The organism is Roseateles aquatilis (genome assembly GCF_002205645.1).
Lineage (GTDB): Bacteria > Pseudomonadota > Gammaproteobacteria > Burkholderiales > Burkholderiaceae_C > Roseateles > Roseateles aquatilis.
Window position 1 is genome coordinate 179,206 of the sequence record NZ_NIOF01000002.1, and the last position, 18,066, is coordinate 197,271.

At 65.8% G+C, this 18,066-nt stretch carries 15 protein-coding genes; 13 read left to right on the forward strand and 2 right to left on the reverse strand.

Annotation, left to right across the window (positions count from 1 at the left end; genetic code table 11):
* Nucleotides 1-7: 7 nt before the first annotated feature.
* The 3 genes from CDN99_RS06280 to rlmD are packed head-to-tail and all read left to right on the forward strand — an operon-like array spanning nucleotide 8 to nucleotide 3,427.
* Nucleotides 8-883: a peptidoglycan DD-metalloendopeptidase family protein gene (locus CDN99_RS06280; protein ID WP_088383743.1), complete on the forward strand. Its 876-nt coding sequence runs from the start codon at nucleotides 8-10 to the stop codon at nucleotides 881-883.
* Between the two features lie 25 nt (nucleotides 884-908).
* Nucleotides 909-2,009: an RNA polymerase sigma factor RpoS gene (gene rpoS, locus CDN99_RS06285; protein ID WP_238139400.1), complete on the forward strand. Its 1,101-nt coding sequence runs from the start codon at nucleotides 909-911 to the stop codon at nucleotides 2,007-2,009.
* A gap of 53 nt (nucleotides 2,010-2,062) precedes the next feature.
* Nucleotides 2,063-3,427, forward strand: coding sequence for a 23S rRNA (uracil(1939)-C(5))-methyltransferase RlmD (gene rlmD, locus CDN99_RS06290; protein WP_088383745.1), 1,365 nt, complete (start codon nucleotides 2,063-2,065; stop codon nucleotides 3,425-3,427).
* Between the two features lie 125 nt (nucleotides 3,428-3,552).
* Here the strand turns inward: rlmD and CDN99_RS06295 are convergent, their stop codons facing one another.
* A complete protein-coding gene (locus CDN99_RS06295) occupies nucleotides 3,553-4,254 on the reverse strand; it encodes a Bax inhibitor-1/YccA family protein (protein WP_088384406.1) in 702 nt (233 codons plus the stop codon).
* Between the two features lie 107 nt (nucleotides 4,255-4,361).
* Here CDN99_RS06295 and CDN99_RS06300 point away from each other — a divergent pair, with 107 nt between their 5' ends.
* The 5 genes from CDN99_RS06300 to CDN99_RS06320 all read left to right on the forward strand — a co-directional run bounded on the left by CDN99_RS06300 (nucleotide 4,362) and on the right by CDN99_RS06320 (nucleotide 10,520).
* Nucleotides 4,362-4,763: a GlcG/HbpS family heme-binding protein gene (locus CDN99_RS06300; protein WP_088383747.1), complete on the forward strand. Its 402-nt coding sequence runs from the start codon at nucleotides 4,362-4,364 to the stop codon at nucleotides 4,761-4,763.
* 285 nt (nucleotides 4,764-5,048) lie between these two features.
* Entirely contained in the window at nucleotides 5,049-6,209 is a 1,161-nt protein-coding gene (gene carA, locus CDN99_RS06305; RefSeq protein ID WP_088383749.1) for a glutamine-hydrolyzing carbamoyl-phosphate synthase small subunit, read from the forward strand.
* An 18-nt stretch (nucleotides 6,210-6,227) separates the two neighbouring features.
* Nucleotides 6,228-9,494 carry a carbamoyl-phosphate synthase large subunit gene (gene carB / locus CDN99_RS06310; protein ID WP_088383751.1) on the forward strand — a complete coding sequence of 1,089 codons (3,267 nt, stop codon included), beginning with the start codon at nucleotides 6,228-6,230 and terminating at the stop codon, nucleotides 9,492-9,494.
* A gap of 85 nt (nucleotides 9,495-9,579) precedes the next feature.
* Nucleotides 9,580-10,056: a transcription elongation factor GreA gene (gene greA, locus CDN99_RS06315; RefSeq protein ID WP_088383753.1), complete on the forward strand. Its 477-nt coding sequence runs from the start codon at nucleotides 9,580-9,582 to the stop codon at nucleotides 10,054-10,056.
* A gap of 17 nt (nucleotides 10,057-10,073) precedes the next feature.
* Nucleotides 10,074-10,520, forward strand: coding sequence for a DUF4149 domain-containing protein (locus CDN99_RS06320; protein ID WP_088383755.1), 447 nt, complete (start codon nucleotides 10,074-10,076; stop codon nucleotides 10,518-10,520).
* Nucleotides 10,521-10,639: 119 nt separating this feature from the next.
* Here the strand turns inward: CDN99_RS06320 and CDN99_RS06325 are convergent, their stop codons facing one another.
* The gene (locus CDN99_RS06325) at nucleotides 10,640-11,119 is read right to left on the reverse strand and encodes a YhbY family RNA-binding protein (RefSeq protein WP_088383757.1); all 480 of its coding nucleotides are present in this window, start codon (nucleotides 11,117-11,119) and stop codon (nucleotides 10,640-10,642) included.
* A gap of 18 nt (nucleotides 11,120-11,137) precedes the next feature.
* On the opposite strand from CDN99_RS06325, the gene CDN99_RS06330 reads away from it, so the two are divergent.
* The 5 genes from CDN99_RS06330 to pstS all read left to right on the forward strand — a co-directional run bounded on the left by CDN99_RS06330 (nucleotide 11,138) and on the right by pstS (nucleotide 17,909).
* Nucleotides 11,138-11,812, forward strand: a complete 675-nt coding sequence (locus tag CDN99_RS06330; RefSeq protein WP_088383759.1) for an RlmE family RNA methyltransferase — start codon at nucleotides 11,138-11,140, stop codon at nucleotides 11,810-11,812.
* Between the two features lie 220 nt (nucleotides 11,813-12,032).
* A complete protein-coding gene (ftsH, locus tag CDN99_RS06335; RefSeq protein WP_088383761.1) occupies nucleotides 12,033-13,937 on the forward strand; it encodes an ATP-dependent zinc metalloprotease FtsH in 1,905 nt (634 codons plus the stop codon).
* Nucleotides 13,938-14,145: 208 nt separating this feature from the next.
* On the forward strand, nucleotides 14,146-14,997 hold the full coding sequence (folP, locus tag CDN99_RS06340; protein WP_088383763.1) for a dihydropteroate synthase: 852 nt from the start codon (nucleotides 14,146-14,148) through the stop codon (nucleotides 14,995-14,997).
* Between the two features lie 120 nt (nucleotides 14,998-15,117).
* Nucleotides 15,118-16,452, forward strand: a complete 1,335-nt coding sequence (glmM, locus tag CDN99_RS06345; protein ID WP_088383765.1) for a phosphoglucosamine mutase — start codon at nucleotides 15,118-15,120, stop codon at nucleotides 16,450-16,452.
* 422 nt (nucleotides 16,453-16,874) lie between these two features.
* On the forward strand, nucleotides 16,875-17,909 hold the full coding sequence (gene pstS, locus CDN99_RS06350; RefSeq protein ID WP_088384408.1) for a phosphate ABC transporter substrate-binding protein PstS: 1,035 nt from the start codon (nucleotides 16,875-16,877) through the stop codon (nucleotides 17,907-17,909).
* The last annotated feature ends 157 nt before the right edge of the window (nucleotides 17,910-18,066 follow it).

Sequence of the window (18,066 nt, forward strand, 5' to 3'; positions counted from 1 at the left end):
CGTGCGCATGCAACAACTTCTTCGTCTTCCGCTGCTTTGGGTCTCCGTGGTGTTGCTGACGCTCGCGGGTTGCACCTCGACACCGCATCGCGCGCCGGTCGAGGACCGCAGCGTCGGCAAGTCGTCGAGCGCGCAGCCTTCCGCCGCCGGCACGGCGATCACGCCGGCGCCCGAATCCAAGCCGCTGCCCGGCGCCGAGAACGCCGGCAAGCCCGGCTACTACACCGTCAAGCCGGGTGACACGCTGATCCGCATCGCGATGGACAACGGCCAGGGTTGGCGCGACGTCGCCCGCTGGAACGGCATGGACAACCCCAACCTGATCGAAGTGGGTCAGGTCTTGCGCGTGGTGCCGCCCGGCGTCGACGCCGGCGCGGTGACGACGCGTCCGCTGGCGTCGTCCAAGGTCGAGACCCGGCCGCTGGACGGCAAGACCCCGGCCCCGTCGGCGACGACGGCCGCCTCGGCGCCCGCCACCGCGGCGCCGACGCCGACGCTGGCCGCCAAGGACGACGACGACATCACCTGGGGCTGGCCGTCGTCGGGCCAGGTGACGGCCGGCTTCGACGAAGTCCGCAACAAGGGGATGGCGTTCTCCGGCAAGGCCGGCGACCCTGTCTTCGCCGCCGCCGATGGCCGTGTGATGTATGCGGGCGCGGGCTTGCGCGGATACGGCAACATGATCATCATCAAGCACAGCACGAACTATCTGACGGCCTACGCGCATAACCAGACGCTGCTGGTGAAGGAAGACCAGGTGGTGCGCAAGGGCCAGAAGATCGCCGAGATGGGTTCCAGCGACGCGGATCAGGTCAAGCTGCACTTCGAGGTGCGCAAGCAGGGCAAGCCGATCGACCCTGCCAAGCTGCTGCCCGCGCGCTAGGAGGCGCTGAAGGAGGCGCCGCGACATGAGCTTTCAACGCGACGCCTCGATGGATGGGCAACTGCTGCCCGACGGCCGGGAACATCCCGGCCGTTTTCCGCTGCCCGCCGCCCTTGCCCTGCCACAGGGCATCGACGCGGTGATGGACGGGCGCGAGGCGCCGGCCGCCGATGTCGACGATGACGAGGCGAAGGCGCTGCGCGGCGAGGAGCCCGCCGAGACGCGCGGGCCCGCGGCGAAAGCCGGCAAGGGCGACCTCGGTCCCGCCGACGGCGACGCGACCAACGCGCTGCAGGCCTATCTGCGCGACATTCGGCGCACGCCGCTGCTGACCCCCCAGGAAGAGTTCGACACCGCCGTGAAGGCGCGTGCCGGCGACTTCAAGGCGCGTCAGGCGATGATCGAGCACAACCTGCGGCTGGTCGTCAGCATCGCCAAGAACTACCTGGGTCGCGGCCTGCCGATGAGCGATCTCATCGAGGAAGGCAACCTCGGCCTGATGCATGCGATCGGCAAGTTCGAGCCGGAGCGCGGCTTCCGGTTCTCGACCTACGCCAGCTGGTGGATCCGTCAGGCGGTCGAGCGCGCGTTGATGCATCAGGCGCGACTGGTCCGCCTGCCCGTGCACATCGTGCGGGAATTGAATCAGGTGCTGAAGGCGCGACGCGCGCTGGAAGCGGTGGCGGCCGAGCGCGGCGGCGAGGGCTCGGTGCGTGCCGAGGACGTGGCCCAGGCGCTCGGGCGTCCGGTCGACGAGGTGGCGGAGCTGCTGGCCTACGCGGAGTTGCCCAGCTCGCTCGACTCGCCCGTCGATCGCAATGGCGAGGGCGGGGAGTCGATGCTCGATCTGGTCGCCGACGATCAGGCGGTCGACCCCGTGGGGCATCGGCTGAATCATGAGCTCGAGGACCTGTTGAAGAACGGCCTGGCCTCGCTCAGCGATCGGGAGCGGGAGGTCCTCGCGGGGCGGTACGGCCTGGCGGATCGCGAGCCGGAAACGCTCGACATCCTTGCCGTGAGGCTGGGCCTGACGCGGGAGCGCATCCGGCAAATCCAGATCGAGGCGCTGGCCAAGCTCAAGCGCAACATGATGCGCCAGGGCATCAATCGCGATTCGATCTTCTGATTCGGCTGGCCGACCTCGCACTGTCCTTGGGGGCGCTGGGATAATGCCCGCCCATGACTGATGTATCGGAATGGCTGAAGGTCGAATCGCTGGACCTTGAAGCGCAGGGCGTGGCCCACAACAGCGAAGGCAAGGTCGTGTTCATCGAGGGCGCGCTGCCCGGCGAGGAAGTGCAGGTCAGCGTCGGACGGAAGAAGAACAACTGGGAGCAGGCCGCGCTGGTGGCCATGCGCCGCGAGAGTTCTCAGCGGGTGCGGCCTGTCTGCCCGCACTTCGGCCTGCATGCCGGCGCGTGCGGCGGCTGCAAGATGCAGCATCTGCACCCGGCCGCCCAGGTGGCCGTCAAGCAGCGGGTGCTGGAGGACAACCTCTGGCACCTCGGCAAGGTGAAGGCCGAGCAACTGCTGCGCCCCATCGAAGGTCCTGCCACGGGCTATCGCTATCGCGCCCGGTTGTCGGTGCGGTATGTGCCGAAGAAGGGCCATGTGCTGGTCGGCTTCCATGAGCGCAAGAGCCGCTACATCGCCGACATGCAGGTCTGCAAGGTGCTGCCGGAGAAGGTCAGCGCCATGCTGATGCCGCTACGGGAACTGATCGGTGCGATGGAAGCTCGGGACCGTCTGCCGCAGATCGAGCTGGCCATCGGCAATGTCGACGGCACCGAGGTGATCGCGCTGGTGCTTCGCCATCTGGAGCCGCTCAGCGCCGGCGATGCCGACAAGCTACGCGCATTCGGTGCCGAACACGGCGTGCAATGGTGGCTGCAGCCCAAGGGTCCTGAGACTGTCCATCTGCTGGATCACGGGGGGGCCGAGCTCGCCTACACGCTGCCCGAGTTCGGCATTGTCATGCCTTTCAAGCCGACCGACTTCACGCAGGTCAACCACCACATCAACACGGTGCTGGTGGGGCGCGCGCTGCGTTTGCTCGCGGTCGAGGAGGGCGATCGCGTGATCGACTGGTTCTGCGGCCTGGGCAACTTCACGCTACCGCTGGCGACGCGCGCGCGCGAGGTGCTCGGCATCGAAGGCAGCGAGGCGCTGGTGCAGCGGTCGCGCGAGAACGCGGTGCGCAACGGGCTCGACCACAAGGCGTCGTTCGTGGCGCGCAACCTGTTCGAGATGACGCCGCAGTTGCTGGTCGCCGATGGGGAGTCCGACCGCTGGCTGGTCGATCCGCCGCGCGAAGGCGCCTTCGCGCTGGTCAAGGCGTTGGCCGACATCGAGCAGGACCCGTCGCTGGCGCCGGGCTGGACGCCGCCGAAGCGGATCGTCTATGTGTCGTGCAATCCCGCGACGCTGGCGCGTGACGCCGGGTTGCTGGTCAACGTGGCGGGCTATCGCTGCACGAATGCGGGCGCGGTCAACATGTTCCCGCACACGGCGCACGTGGAGTCGATCGCGGTGTTCGAGCGCTGAGGCGGCACCATCGAAGAGGCGTCAGGCCTCCTGTGCATCAAAAATGAAAAAAGGGCCCGTCGTCTGTCGTCGGGCCCTTTTGCTCGTCCGCGCCAATGTGCGCGGACGGTGGTCGGCGAAGCGTATCAGTCTCTGTCGCCGCCGAAGATGCCCAGCAGCTGCAGCAGCGCGGTGAACACGTTGTACAGGTCCAGGTAGATGGCCAGCGTGGCGCTGATGTAGTTGGTCTCGCCGCCGTCGACCACGCGCTTGACGTCCACCAGCATGAAGGCCGAGAAGATGCCCAGCACCGCCACCAGCAGCGCCAGGTGCACACCGGTCGACTGCAGGAAGATGTTGGCCACGCCAGCGATCATCGCGATCACGGCGCCGACGAACAGGAACTTGGTCAGGCCGGACAGGTCGCGCTTGACGACGGTGGCCAGCGTGGCCATCGCGAAGAAGATGCCGGCGGTGCCGCCGAAGGCCGTCATGATCAGCGTGCCGCCGTTCTTGAAGCCCAGGATCGAGGCCAGCAGGCGCGACAGCATCAGGCCCATGAAGAACGTGAAGCCCAGCAGCGCGTAGACGCCGGTGGACGAGTTCTTGGTCTTTTCGACCACGAACATCAGGCCGAAGGCGCCGACGAAGAACAGGATGGCGCTGGCGCCGGCTCCCATCGTGGCCAGCAGGCCGGTCGAGACGCCGACCCAGGCGCCCAGCACCGTCGGAATCAGGGACAGCGCCAGCAGCGCGTAGGTGTTGCGCAGGACGCGCTGACGGTCGGCGGCCAGCGAGGAGCCGTAGCCGAAATCGCCGGATTGCGGACGAAGACTTTGGTCGTTCATGTGCGTGCGCCCCATGGAAAAAGTGTTGCGCTCATTGTAGGCCTCCACCTTAAGGCTTCGTTAAAGTTGGCGGTTCATCCACGCACAACCCATCCGACGAGGCCCCCATGAAGCAGAAGCCCTACCTGAGCCTGGACGACGTCAAGCGCATCGCCGCCGCCGCCGAAGCCGAGGCGCTCAAGAACAACTGGCCGGTGACGATCGCGATCGTCGACGACGGCGGTCACCTGCTGTGGCTGCAGCGCGGCGACAACGCGGCCGCCACGTCCGCCGTGATCGCGCCCGCGAAGGCGAAGACCGCCGCGCTGGGTCGTCGCGACTCCAAGGTCTACGAGGACATCGTCAACAACGGCCGCACCGCCTTCCTGAGCGTGCCGCTGGAGGGCATGCTCGAAGGTGGCGTGCCCGTGATGGTGGACGGCTTTTGCGTCGGCGCGGTCGGCGTCAGCGGCGTGAAGTCCAACGAGGACGCGCAGATCGCGAAGGCCGGCATCGCTGCATTGGGCTGAGTCCAACGCATCGGCCTGGGTCCTGGGCCGGAACCCATGTCTTTCTGATGACCCGTTTGCGCAAATCCGCTCGGTAGATACCCTGGCGGGTTATACTTTGCAGGTTTACCCGCAACCTACCGCGTCCCGCCAACTCCACCCCCGATCGCATCGGATCCATACACGGATCGACTCCTTCACAGGAGACCCGAGCGCACCCGCACGCCCGTTGTCCACGGCAGTGCCGGACGGCGCGCCGGGGACCCTGGAGCAGAGCTGGGCGCGCGCACAACAACGGAGTTACCCGTGCTGCCCGATCTGCTTTCCGCTCCCCCCGCGATCCTCGCCTTGGCAGACGGCACGGTCTTCAAGGGTTCCGCGCTCGGCGCCGCCGGCCGGACCGTCGGTGAAGTGGTGTTCAACACCTCGCTCACCGGCTACCAAGAAATCCTCACCGACCCCAGCTACTGCCGCCAGATCGTCACGCTGACGTATCCGCACATCGGCAACTATGGCGTCAACGACGAGGACGTCGAGGCTTCGAAGATCCATGCCGCTGGCCTGATCATCAAGGAGGCGCCGGTTCTGGACTCCAACTTCCGCAAGAACCGCTCGCTGCGCCAATACCTGCGGGACGAGGGCACCGTCGCCATCGCCGACATCGATACCCGCCGCCTGACCCGCGTGCTGCGCGAGAAGGGCGCCCAGAACGGCTGCATCCTGGCGCTGGGCGCCGGCGAGCAGATCACGCAGGCCCATGTCGACGAGGCGATCGCGTTGGCGCAGGGCGCGCCCAGCATGGCGGGCCTGGACCTGGCCAAGGTCGTCAGCCGCGCAGGGCGCGAAGTCTGGACCGAGACCGAATGGACCCTGGGCGAGGGTTACGGTCAGCAGACCGCGCCGCGCTTCCACGTCGTGGCCTACGACTTCGGCGTCAAGAGCAACATTCTGCGTATGCTCGCCTCGCGCGGTTGCCGCATCACGGTAGTGCCGGCGCAGACCCCGGCCTCCGAGGTCTTCGACCTGGAGCCCGACGGCGTCTTCCTGTCCAACGGCCCCGGCGATCCGGAGCCCTGCGACTACGCGATCAAGGCGACCGCCCAACTGATCGAGGCCGGCATCCCGACCTTCGGCATCTGCCTGGGCCACCAGATCCTGGCACTGGCCTCCGGCGCGAAGACCTTCAAGATGAAGTTCGGCCACCACGGCGCGAATCATCCGGTCAAGGACCTCGACAACGGCCGCGTCAGCATCACCAGCCAGAACCACGGTTTCGCGGTCGACCCCGAGACGCTGCCCGCCAACCTGCGCCCCACGCACGTGAGCCTGTTCGACGGCACGCTGCAGGGCCTGGCCCGCACCGACAAGCCGGCCTTCTGCTTCCAGGGTCACCCGGAAGCGAGCCCCGGCCCGCACGACATTTCGTACCTGTTCGACCGCTTCATCGGTCTGATGTCCAAGGCCTGATGAAGACGGAGACAAGTTATGCCCAAGCGTTCTGACATTCAAAGCATCCTCATCATCGGCGCCGGCCCGATCATCATCGGCCAGGCTTGCGAGTTCGACTACTCCGGCGCGCAAGCCTGCAAGGCGCTGCGCGAGGAGGGCTACAAGGTCATCCTCGTCAACAGCAATCCGGCCACGATCATGACGGACCCGGACACCGCGGACGTCACCTACATCGAGCCCATCACCTGGCAGGTGGTCGAGAAGATCATCGCCAAGGAGCGCCCCGACGCGATCCTGCCGACCATGGGCGGTCAGACCGCGCTGAACTGCGCGCTCGACCTGCACAAGCACGGTGTGCTGGAGAAGTACGACGTCGAGATGATCGGCGCTAACGAGAAGGCGATCGAGAAGGCGGAGGACCGCCTCAAGTTCAAGGACGCGATGACCAAGATCGGTCTCGATTCCGCGAAGTCGGGCATCGCCCATTCGCTGGAAGAAGCGTGGGCCGTGCAGAAGCGCATTCATGCCGAGATCGGTGGCGACGGCTTCCCGATGGTGATCCGCCCCAGCTTCACGCTGGGCGGCAGCGGCGGCGGCATCGCCTACAACCCCGAGGAGTTCGAGGAAATCTGCAAGCGCGGCCTCGACCTGTCCCCGACCAGCGAGCTGCTGATCGAGGAATCGCTGATCGGCTGGAAGGAATACGAGATGGAAGTGGTTCGCGACAAGGCGGACAACTGCATCATCGTGTGCTCGATCGAGAACCTGGATCCGATGGGCATCCACACCGGCGACTCGATCACGGTGGCTCCGGCGCAGACGCTAACCGACAAGGAATACCAGCTGCTGCGCAATGCCTCGATCGCGATCCTGCGCGAGATCGGCGTCGACACCGGCGGCTCCAACGTGCAGTTCTCGATCAACCCGGACAACGGCCGGATGATCGTCATCGAGATGAATCCGCGCGTGTCGCGGTCGTCCGCCCTGGCCTCGAAGGCGACCGGCTTCCCGATTGCCAAGATCGCCGCCAAGCTGGCCGTCGGCTACACGCTGGACGAGCTGCGCAACGACATCACCGGCGGCATCACGCCGGCCTCGTTCGAGCCCAGCATCGACTACGTCGTGACGAAGATCCCGCGCTTCGCCTTCGAGAAGTTCCCGATGGCGGACTCGCGCCTGACGACGCAGATGAAGTCGGTCGGCGAAGTGATGGCCATGGGCCGCTGCTTCCAGGAGTCGTTCCAGAAGGCGCTGCGCGGCCTGGAGACCGGCATCGACGGCCTGTCCGAGGTCAGCGTCGACCGCGAGGAGATCGTCCAGGAGATCGGCGAGCCCGGCCCTGACCGCATCCTGTACCTCGGCGACGCGTTCCGCATCGGCATGACGTTGGAAGAGATCTTCGAGGAGACCAAGGTCGACCCGTGGTTCCTGGCCCAGATCGAGCAACTGATCAAGATCGAGCAGAGCCTGAAGGGTCGTGCGCTGGCATCGCTGAGCGCCGACGAACTGCGCCTGCTGAAGAAGAAGGGCTTCTCCGACAAGCGCCTGGCCAGGCTGCTGGGCACCAACCAGCACGAGGTGCGCAACACGCGCCACGCGCTGAACGTGCGCCCGGTCTACAAGCGCGTCGACACCTGCGCCGCTGAATTCGCGACGCAGACGGCCTACATGTACTCCACGTACGACGAGGAGTGCGAAGCCAATCCGACCGACAAGAAAAAGATCATGGTGCTGGGAGGCGGACCCAACCGCATCGGCCAGGGCATCGAGTTCGACTATTGCTGCGTCCACGCCGCCCTCGCCATGCGCGAGGACGGCTACGAGACCATCATGGTCAACTGCAATCCGGAGACCGTCTCCACCGACTACGACACGTCCGATCGCCTCTATTTCGAGCCGGTGACGCTGGAGGACGTGCTGGAGATCGTCGCCAAGGAGAAGCCGGTCGGCGTGATCGTTCAGTACGGCGGTCAGACGCCGCTGAAGCTGGCGCTGGACCTGGAGGCCAATGGCGTGCCCATCATCGGCACGACACCCGATTCCATCGACGTCGCCGAGGACCGCGAGCGCTTCCAGAAGCTGCTGCACGAGCTGGGCCTGAAGCAGCCGCCCAACCGCACCGCGCGCAACGAGGACCAGGCGGTCGCGCTGGCCAACGAGATCGGCTATCCGTTGGTCGTGCGCCCGAGCTACGTCCTGGGCGGCCGCGCGATGGAGATCGTGCACGGCGACAAGGACCTGGAGCGCTACATGCGCGAAGCGGTGCGCGTCTCCGAGAAGTCGCCGGTGCTGCTGGATCGTTTCCTGGAGGACGCCGTCGAGGTCGACGTCGACTGCATCTGCGACGGCACCGACACGATGATCGGCGGCATCATGGAGCACGTCGAGGCGGCCGGCATTCACTCGGGCGACTCGGCCTGCTCGCTGCCGCCGTACACGTTGTCCAAGGAGTTGCAGGACGAGCTGCGCCGCCAGACCGCGGCGATGGCCAAGGCGCTGAAGGTCGTCGGCCTGATGAACGTGCAGTTCGCGATCCAGGGCGACGTCACCAAGGGCCTGGCGGAGAACACCGTCTACGTGCTTGAAGTGAACCCGCGCGCCTCGCGCACCGTCCCGTTCGTGTCGAAGGCGACCAGCCAGCCGCTGGCCAAGATCGCCGCGCGCTGCATGGCCGGCGTCAAGTTGAAGGACCAGAAGGGCGCGGGCGGCAAGATGCCGGTCGAGATTCAGCCGCCGTACTTCAGCGTCAAGGAAGCGGTCTTCCCGTTCAACAAGTTCCCGGGCGTGGACCCGATCCTGAGCCCGGAAATGCGGTCGACGGGTGAGGTCATGGGCGCGGGCCGGACCTTCGGCGAGGCGATGCTCAAGAGCCAGCTCGGCGCTGGCTCGCGCCTGCCGCGCCAGGGCAATGTGCTGATCACCGTCAAGAACGGCGACAAGGACCGTGCCGTGGCGCTGGCGCGCGACCTGGTCGAGCTGGGCTTCGGCGTCGTGGCGACCAAGGGCACGGCCGCGGCGATCGGCGAGGCCGGCATTCCGGTGCGCGTCGTCAACAAGGTCAAGGACGGCCGCCCGCACATCGTCGACATGATCAAGGGCGGGGACATCCAGTTGGTGTTCACCACCGTGGACGAGAGCCGTTCCGCGATCGCCGACAGCCGCCACATCCGCCAGGCCGCGTTGGCCAACCGCGTGACCTACTACACCACCATGGCCGGCTGCGAAGCCGCCGTGGAGGGCATGAAGCACAAGGACGGTCTACTGGTGCAATCGCTGCAGGAACTGCACGCCGAACTGCATTAAACTGGCCCATCTCCATTCCGCCGCCGCTGCTCAGCGACCCTGAGCGGCAGCGGCGGTTTGTTTTGTTTTTCAAGGTTCTAGAGACATGGCCACGATCCCATTGACCAAGCGCGGTGCTGAGAAGCTCAAGGAAGAACTGCATCGACTCAAGACGGTCGAGCGTCATGCCGTGATCAACGCCATTTCGGAAGCCCGCGCACAGGGCGATCTCTCCGAGAACGCCGAGTACGAGGCCGCCAAGGACAAGCAGGGCTTCATCGAGGGCCGCATCCTGGAAATCGAGGGCAAGCTGGCCGCGGCGCAGGTCATCGATCCGGCATCGGTCGATGCCGGCGGCAAGGTGGTGTTCGGCACCACCGTGGACCTCGAGGAAGAAGCGTCCGGCAACGAGGTGACTTACCAGATCGTCGGCGACGATGAGGCTGACCTGAAGCAGGGCCTGATCTCGATCAGCTCGCCGATCGCGCGCGCGCTGATCGGCAAGGAAGCCGGCGACGTCGCCGAGGTGCAAGCCCCGGGCGGCATCAAGCGTTACGAGATCGTCGACGTCCGCTACGTCTGAGGACGGCAAGGCCTCCGATGTTGACGAAGATCCGCGCGCTGCTGGCGGCCCTGTGGGCCGGCGAGTTGCTGGCCGTGGCGCTGCTCGCGGCGCCGAACGCGTTCGCGACGCTGGAGCGCGCGATGGCCAGCCAGTATGTCGGCCGGTTGTTCGAGATGGATGCGCGCTTCGCCCTGGCCGCTGGCGTTCTGCTGGTGCTGATGGAGCGTCGCTTGCATCGCGACGGCGAGGTGGGCGGATCGGCGATGAACTGGGGTTTCCTGCTGCCGCTGATCGCGATCGGATGCACCGTCGCCGGTTATTACGCGCTGCAGCCGATGATGGAGGCCGCGAAGCAAGGGCAGGGGCGTTGGACCTTCCTGCAGTTGCACGCGGTGTCGCTGGTGTTCTTCGGTTTGCGGACGATCGCGGTGCTGGCCCTGGCGTGGCGGGTGATGCCGCGCGGGCCGATGGCGGGGCGCTGAGCTCGTCGACGACGCGAGGGGCAGCCGTCGCCCTGCGACCGTCGGATGCGGAACTGAAAAGACGGCCCGCGGGCCGTCTTGTCGTTGATGCCGGGCGGTGGGGCACCGGCGCCTGGTGATCAGTTCGCGCCGGATTTCTTGACGCTGGTCTGGCGGGGTTTCTTGGCGCGCTTGACTTCGCCGCCCTGCGTGACACGCTGGTTGCCCAGGACGGTGACCTTCTTGATCTGCGGGCGGTTGTTGCCGCTCTTGGAGAACTTGACGATCTTGACCATCTTGGGGGCGGCCGAGCGGGACTCCTCCTTGACGGCCTTCTCCTTCTCGGGCATCGGGCGCCAGAGCACCAGCAGCTTGCCGATGTGCTGGATCGGGGCGGCGTCGAGTTGGTCGGACAGTTGAACGAGGATGTCTTCGCGACCCTTGCGGTCGTCGGACATCACCCGGACCTTGATCAGGCCGTGGGCGTTGAGCGCCGAGTCGACTTCCTTGGTCACCGCGGCGGTCAGGCCATCGGCGCCGATCATCACCACCGGATCGAGATGGTGGGCATCGGCGCGTTTTTCCTTGCGCTGGGCAGGGGTCAATTGAATAGCAGGCATCTGCTTATTATCCGTGCAATGAAAGTCGACACCAAAAGCAAGAAGCTGAACAAGGCGTGGCTCAACAACCACGTCAATGATCCGTACGTGAAATTGGCTCAGAAAGAGGGCTATCGCTCGCGTGCGGCCTACAAGCTCAAGGAGATCGACGAGGAGTTCCAGTTGATCCGTCCGGGTCAGGTGGTCGTCGACTTGGGCGCGTCCCCCGGCGCCTGGAGCCAGTACCTGCGGCGCCGTTTCGCGCCCAAGGAGGCGGGTGTCGGCGGCGCGGCCGTCGGGCAACTGAACGGTCGGATCATCGCACTGGACCTCCTGGAGTGCGAGCCCATCGAGGGGGTCGAGTTCATCCGCGGTGATTTCCGCGAGGATGAAGTGCTGGCGATGCTCGAGGCCACGCTGGGCGGCGCGAAGGTGGACCTTGTGGTTTCGGACATGGCACCCAACCTGTCCGGCATCGAGAGCACCGACGCCGCCCGCATGGAGAACCTGATCGAGCTGGCGCTGGACTTCTCTCAGCAGCATCTGAAGCCGGAAGGCGCGCTGGTTGCCAAGGTCTTTCATGGCAGCGGTTACGACCAACTGGTGCATGCCTTCCGCGCGCAGTTCAAGAAGGTGAAGACTGCCAAGCCCAAGGCATCGCGCGAAAGGTCGGCGGAGAATTTCCTGGTGGGGATCGGGCTGAAGAAGGCCTGAAGCCGGCCAGGGTCGGGGGCTGAAGCCCGGATCAGACGCCGTCGCCGGGGTCGCTTCTTCCGGTCAGGATGGGCGCGGCGTGGCAATATCTATCGAGGTGTGTGGAAATGCCAATCAGGGCGTCGTACTTGACTGTCCTAGAATCGGGCCCATATGCCGTGAAATGCCGCCAGCGTGTTTGTACTGACGGTGGCGGTGACGGAATGACAAAGGAGTCGCGGTGAACAATCAGTGGTTCTCGAAAGTGGCTGTGTGGATGGTGATCGCCTTGGTGCTGTTCACTGTCTTCAAGCAGTTTGATCGCAGCGCAACCCAGGGGAATCCGATCGTCTATTCCGACTTCCTCGAGGAAGTCCGAGCCAAGCGCATCAAGCAGGTGACCCTGCAGGAAACCCCCGCGGGCACCGAGATCGTCGCCCAGACGAGCGACGGCAACAAGCTCCGCACGACCGCGCCGTACATGGATCGCGGCCTCGTCGGCGATCTGATCAACTACGGCGTCAAGTTCGACGCCAAGCCCCGCGAGGAGCCGTCGGTCCTGATGAGCATCCTGCTCAGCTGGGGCCCGATGCTGCTGCTGATCGCCGTGTGGGTGTACTTCATGCGGCAGATGCAGGGCGGCGGCAAGGGCGGCGCCTTCAGCTTCGGCAAGTCCAAGGCGCGCATGCTGGACGAGGCCAACAACTCCACGACCTTCGCCGACGTCGCCGGCTGCGACGAGGCCAAGGAAGAGGTCAAGGAGCTGGTCGACTTCCTGAAGGACCCGCAGAAGTTCCAGAAGCTCGGTGGACGCATCCCCCGCGGCGTGCTGCTGGTCGGCCCTCCGGGCACCGGCAAGACGCTGCTGGCCAAGGCCATCGCCGGCGAGGCGAAGGTGCCGTTCTTCACCATCTCGGGCTCCGACTTCGTCGAGATGTTCGTCGGCGTCGGCGCGGCCCGTGTGCGCGACATGTTCGAGCAGGCCAAGAAGAGCGCCCCGTGCATCATCTTCGTTGACGAAATCGACGCGGTCGGCCGCCATCGCGGTGCCGGCCTGGGCGGTGGCAACGACGAGCGCGAGCAGACCCTCAACCAGATGCTGGTCGAGATGGACGGCTTCGACACGAATCTCGGCGTCATCGTGATGGCCGCGACCAACCGTCCCGACATCCTCGATCCCGCCCTGCTGCGACCGGGTCGTTTCGACCGCCAGGTTTACGTCACGCTGCCGGATGTCCGTGGCCGCGAGCAGATCCTGAACGTGCACATGCGCAAGGTGCCGGTCGGTCAGGACGTCCGCGCTGACATCCTGGCGCGAGGCACGCCGGGCTTCTCCGGCGCCGATCTGGCCAACCTGGTCAACGAGGCCGCGCTGTTCGCCGCCCGCCGAAACGGCCGGGTCGTCGACATGCAGGACTTCGAGAAGGCCAAGGACAAGATCATGATGGGCCCCGAGCGGAAGTCCATGGTCATGCCCGAGGAAGAGCGCAAGAACACCGCCTATCACGAGGCCGGTCACGCGCTGGTGGCGCGCCTGCTGCCCAAGACCGATCCGGTGCACAAGGTGACGGTGATCCCGCGCGGTCGCGCGCTGGGTGTCACGATGCAGTTGCCGGAAGGTGACCGCTACAGCATGGACAAGGAGCGCATGCTGTCGACGATCTCGGTGCTCTTCGGCGGTCGCATCGCCGAGGAAGTGTTCATGAATCAGATGACCACCGGCGCCAGCAACGACTTCGAGCGCGCCACCGCGATCGCTCGTGACATGGTCACCCGCTACGGCATGACCGACGAGCTCGGCCCGATGGTCTATGCCGACAACGAAGGCGAAGTGTTCCTGGGACGTTCGGTCACGAAGACGACCAACATGTCCGAGGACACGATGCGCAAGGTGGATCAGGAGATCCGCAAGATCATCGACGAGCAGTACACGACCGCGCGCACGCTGATCGAGGACAACAAGGACAAGATGCACGCGATGGCGACGGCCTTGCTCGAGTGGGAAACCATCGACGCCGAGCAGATCGACGACATCATGGACGGCCGTCCGCCGCGTCCGCCCAAGGATTGGACGCCTCCTGCGAACAAGGCCGACAGTGGCGGCACGCCGGCTGTCAGCACGGGAGGCGCCCCGGCGGCGGCCTGATTCTGAACGGGAGCGCCTTCGGCGCTCGTGTCAGCGAACACTGCATCGACACCCCAGGCGAAGGCCGGTCCCAGGACCGGCCTTTGTTTTTTGAGCGTTCATGGGGGTTGCCGAGCAGGCCTTCGCGAGGCCGGGCCGCGATACGTCATACTGCCGTCTTTGTCGCGGCGGTCGAGCGCATCGCCACGAGCTCGACACTCATCCGCCCATGACTTCCCCACAGATCTGGAAAACCACCCGCTTCGATCTTGATCTTGCGGAGCGGCCGCTTGTCATGGGCGCCGTCAATGTGACGCCCGACTCCTTCTCGGATGGGGGTCTGCACAATGAAGCCTCCAAGGCGATCAACTTCTGCGAGCGCCTGCTCGGAGAAGGTGTCGACATCCTGGATCTGGGTGGCGAATCCACGCGGCCGGGCGCGCCTCGACTCGATGCGGACGAGGAGTGGCGCCGGATCGAGCCCGTGCTGCGGGCTGCGCTCAACTTCGGCGTGCCGGTCTCGGTGGATACCTGCAAGACCGAGGTGATGCGCCGCTCGCTCGACCTCGGCGTGGACATCATCAACGATGTGCAGGCGCTGCGCGACGAGGGCGCGGACAGGCTGCTGGCCTCGCATCCGGGCGCCGGGATCTGCCTGATGCACATGCGTGGCCAACCGGCCGGCATGCAGCAGTTGACGGACTACGAGGATGTGGTCACCGAAGTCGCCGATTTCCTTCGCGATCGCCTCCAGCATCTGATGGCGCTCGGTATCGCGGACGACCGTGTCGTGCTGGATCCCGGCTATGGCTTCGCGAAGACTGTCGAGCAGAACCTTGAGTTGCAGCGACGGCAGCGAGAGCTGCTTGCGCTGGGTCGGCCGTTGTTGATCGGCTGGTCGCGCAAGTCGACGCTGGGTGTCATCACCGGCAAGGCGGTCGACGAGCGCATGCCGGCGAGCGTCGGCGCGGCGCTCGCGGCGGTGACGCTGGGCGCGCGCGTCGTGCGTGTCCACGATGTCGCGCCGACCGTGGACGCGCTGAAAGTCTGGCAGGCGTTCGGCGCTCCGCAGCAGGCCTGACGCGGCCCGCGTCGCGATCCCTTCGATCGCGGGGCGGCCGGATCGGGGTGAATGGGAGGCCTCTGGCTTCGGCGACAATCCGCGAGTTCAAGCATCGCGCAGTCGCAGGAGAACGCCTCAATGACCCGGAAGTTTTTCGGTACCGATGGAATCCGCGGGACCGTCGGGCAGACGCCCATCACGCCAGATTTCATGCTGCGTCTCGGCCATGCGGTCGGTCGCGTGCTCAAGCGCAGCTACAGCAAGCCCAGCGTCCTGATCGGCAAGGACACCCGTATCTCCGGCTACATGCTCGAATCGGCGTTGGAGGCCGGTTTCGCCTCAGCAGGTGTCAACGTGCTGCTGACCGGCCCGTTGCCCACGCCTGGCGTTGCCTACCTGACCCGGGCGCTGCGTCAGCACCTCGGCGTGGTGATCTCCGCCTCCCACAACCCGTTCGCGGACAACGGCATCAAGTTCTTCTCGTCCAAGGGCGAGAAGCTGCCGGACGCCTGGGAGCTGGACGTCGAGGCGGTGCTGGACGAGCCGCCCGTGTGGGTGGACTCGGCCAGCCTCGGCCGCGCCCGCCGCCTGGACGATGCCCAAGGCCGCTACATCGAGTTCTGCAAGGCCAGCTTCAGTAGCGACCTCAGCCTGCGCGGCATGAAGCTTGTCGTCGACGCGGCGCATGGCGCGGCATATCAGGTGGCGCCGTCGGTGTTCCACGAGCTCGGCGCCGAGGTCATCCCGATCGGCACCAAGCCCGACGGCTACAACATCAACGACAAGGTCGGCGCCACTGCGCCGGCCGCCGTGGTGGCGGCCGTCAAGGAGCACAACGCCGACTACGGCATCGCGCTGGACGGCGATGCCGACCGGCTGCAGATGGTCGACGGCGAGGGTCGGCTCTACAACGGCGATGAGCTGTTGTACGTGATGGTCGCGGACCGCCTCGCGCGCGGTGAACGCGTCCCGGGCGCGGTTGGCACGTTGATGACGAACATGGCGGTCGAACTGGCGCTGCGTCAGCGCGATGTCGAGTTCGTCCGAGCCAAGGTCGGCGACCGTTACGTGCTGGAGGAGCTCGCGGCGCGCGGCTGGCAGTTGGGCGGGGAGGGCTCCGGCCACTTGTTGGCGCTGGATCGCCACACGACCGGTGACGGAATCGTCAGCAGCCTGCTGGTGCTGGAGGCGGTATGCCGGAGCGGCCGCCGGTTGTCCGATCTGCTGGACGGCGTGGTGCTGTTCCCGCAGACGCTGATCAACGTCCGTCTGCAGGCCGATCAGCAGGACTGGAAAAGCAATGCGGCACTGGCCCGCGTCGAGGCCGAGGTCATGGCCGAGTTGGGCGACCGGGGTCGCGTTTTGATCCGTAAGTCCGGCACGGAGCCGCTGCTGCGGGTGATGGTCGAAGCCAGCGACGCGACGCTCGCCCAGCACTGCGCCGAACGTCTGGCGGCCGCGATCCGGGGCTGAGCCAGGGCTGATCGGCGGCTGATCGGTCCAGCACCGGTCGCCGCCGCCTCGATCTCAAGACTCTCGAAAAAAAGCCGCCGGCGCGGGAGCGACGGCGGCTGAATGGCATTGGTTGTGGCCGCTCGGGCGCGACTCTTCGGAGCTGAGCGAGGAGGTCCCACGTCCCTGATCGCGCGCCCCGGTTTTTCGTCGTGGCACGCGTCAGGCGGGGTTTTCCCGCACGGTTGCGAGGCTAGGCAGGGAAAATGACAATGGGGTGAATCGAATATGACAACTCGTCTCGCACCCCTGTTTTCCTCTCTGGGGCGCAATGCGTAACGAGATTTGTCCGGGTGTCTGGGCGCGTCACGGATGTGTCACATTGAGGTCATAGCATCCGTTCCGTTCGCCAATCAACCCCCTCGCGATAGGACTGAATGACCATGAATCAACTCCGTGCTGGCCTGCTGTTCGCCGCTTGCGCCTCGCTGTTCTCGGTGGCGCATGCACAAGAGGTGACCGGTGCGGGTGCCTCGTTCCCGGCGCCCGTCTACACCAAGTGGGCCGATGCCTACAACAAGGCCACTGGCGTTCGCATCAACTACCAGTCGGTCGGTTCCGGCGCCGGCATCAAGCAGATCCAGGCCAAGACCGTCGACTTCGGCGCTTCCGACGCCCCCCTGAAGGACGACCAACTGGCCAAGGACGGCCTGGTCCAGTTCCCGACCGTCATCGGCGGCGTGGTCCCCGTTGTCAACATCAAGGGTGTGAACCCCGGCCAGCTGAAGCTGAACGGTCAGGTCCTGGGTGACATCTACCTGGGCAAGATCGCGAAGTGGAACGACGCCGCCATCGCCGCCCTGAACCCGGGCGTGTCGCTGCCGGACGCCGCCATCGCCGTGGTTCGCCGTGCCGACGGTTCGGGCACCAGCTTCCTGTTCACCAACTACCTGTCGAAGGTGAACGCCGAGTGGAAGTCCAAGGTCGGTGAAGGCACCGCCGTGAACTGGCCTACCGGCGCGGGCGGCAAGGGCAACGAGGGCGTCTCCTCGTACGTGACCCGTCTGCCGAATTCGATCGGCTATGTCGAGTACGCCTACGCCAAGCAGAACAAGATGAGCTACGTCCTGATGAAGAACGCCAACGGCGCCTTCGTCAGCCCCAGCGACGACGCCTTCAAGGCCGCCGCCGCCGGCGCCAAGTGGAACGAAACGTTCTATCAGATCCTGACCGAGCAGCCTGGCAAGGACAGCTGGCCCATCACCGGCGCCACCTTCATCCTGCTGCACATGCAGCAAGACAAGCCGGCCCAGGCCAGCGCCACGATGAAGTTCTTCGACTGGGCCTACACCCAGGGCGACAAGATGGCCGACGAGCTGGACTACGTGCCGCTGCCCGCGTCCGTCAAGGACCTGGTCCGCAAGCAGTGGGCCGACCATGTGAAGGACACCGCTGGCAAGGCCGTCAGCTTCAAGTGATCCTCGACCGCTGAGAACAGCCCGGTGCTCCTGATCCAGGGACACCGGGCTTTCGCACAAGACACGTCCGACGTCGTCCAGCCTGCCTGAATACCAAAACACCAAGCGGAGGCCACGTGGCCGCAATACTTCCAGCCAATTCGATCGACCGACAGCG

Bases quoted from the DNA above. Each gene is read 5' to 3' on its own strand.
- CDN99_RS06280 (WP_088383743.1), top strand. From the start codon at position 8: ATGCAACAACTTCTTCGTCTTCCGCTGCTTTGGGTCTCCGTGGTGTTG.
- rpoS (WP_238139400.1), top strand. From the start codon at position 909: ATGAGCTTTCAACGCGACGCCTCGATGGATGGGCAACTGCTGCCCGAC.
- rlmD (WP_088383745.1), top strand. From the start codon at position 2,063: ATGACTGATGTATCGGAATGGCTGAAGGTCGAATCGCTGGACCTTGAA.
- CDN99_RS06295 (WP_088384406.1), bottom strand. From the start codon at position 4,254: ATGAACGACCAAAGTCTTCGTCCGCAATCCGGCGATTTCGGCTACGGC.
- CDN99_RS06300 (WP_088383747.1), top strand. From the start codon at position 4,362: ATGAAGCAGAAGCCCTACCTGAGCCTGGACGACGTCAAGCGCATCGCC.
- carB (WP_088383751.1), top strand. From the start codon at position 6,228: ATGCCCAAGCGTTCTGACATTCAAAGCATCCTCATCATCGGCGCCGGC.
- greA (WP_088383753.1), top strand. From the start codon at position 9,580: ATGGCCACGATCCCATTGACCAAGCGCGGTGCTGAGAAGCTCAAGGAA.
- CDN99_RS06320 (WP_088383755.1), top strand. From the start codon at position 10,074: ATGTTGACGAAGATCCGCGCGCTGCTGGCGGCCCTGTGGGCCGGCGAG.
- CDN99_RS06325 (WP_088383757.1), bottom strand. From the start codon at position 11,119: ATGCCTGCTATTCAATTGACCCCTGCCCAGCGCAAGGAAAAACGCGCC.
- CDN99_RS06330 (WP_088383759.1), top strand. From the start codon at position 11,138: ATGAAAGTCGACACCAAAAGCAAGAAGCTGAACAAGGCGTGGCTCAAC.
- folP (WP_088383763.1), top strand. From the start codon at position 14,146: ATGACTTCCCCACAGATCTGGAAAACCACCCGCTTCGATCTTGATCTT.
- glmM (WP_088383765.1), top strand. From the start codon at position 15,118: ATGACCCGGAAGTTTTTCGGTACCGATGGAATCCGCGGGACCGTCGGG.
- pstS (WP_088384408.1), top strand. From the start codon at position 16,875: ATGAATCAACTCCGTGCTGGCCTGCTGTTCGCCGCTTGCGCCTCGCTG.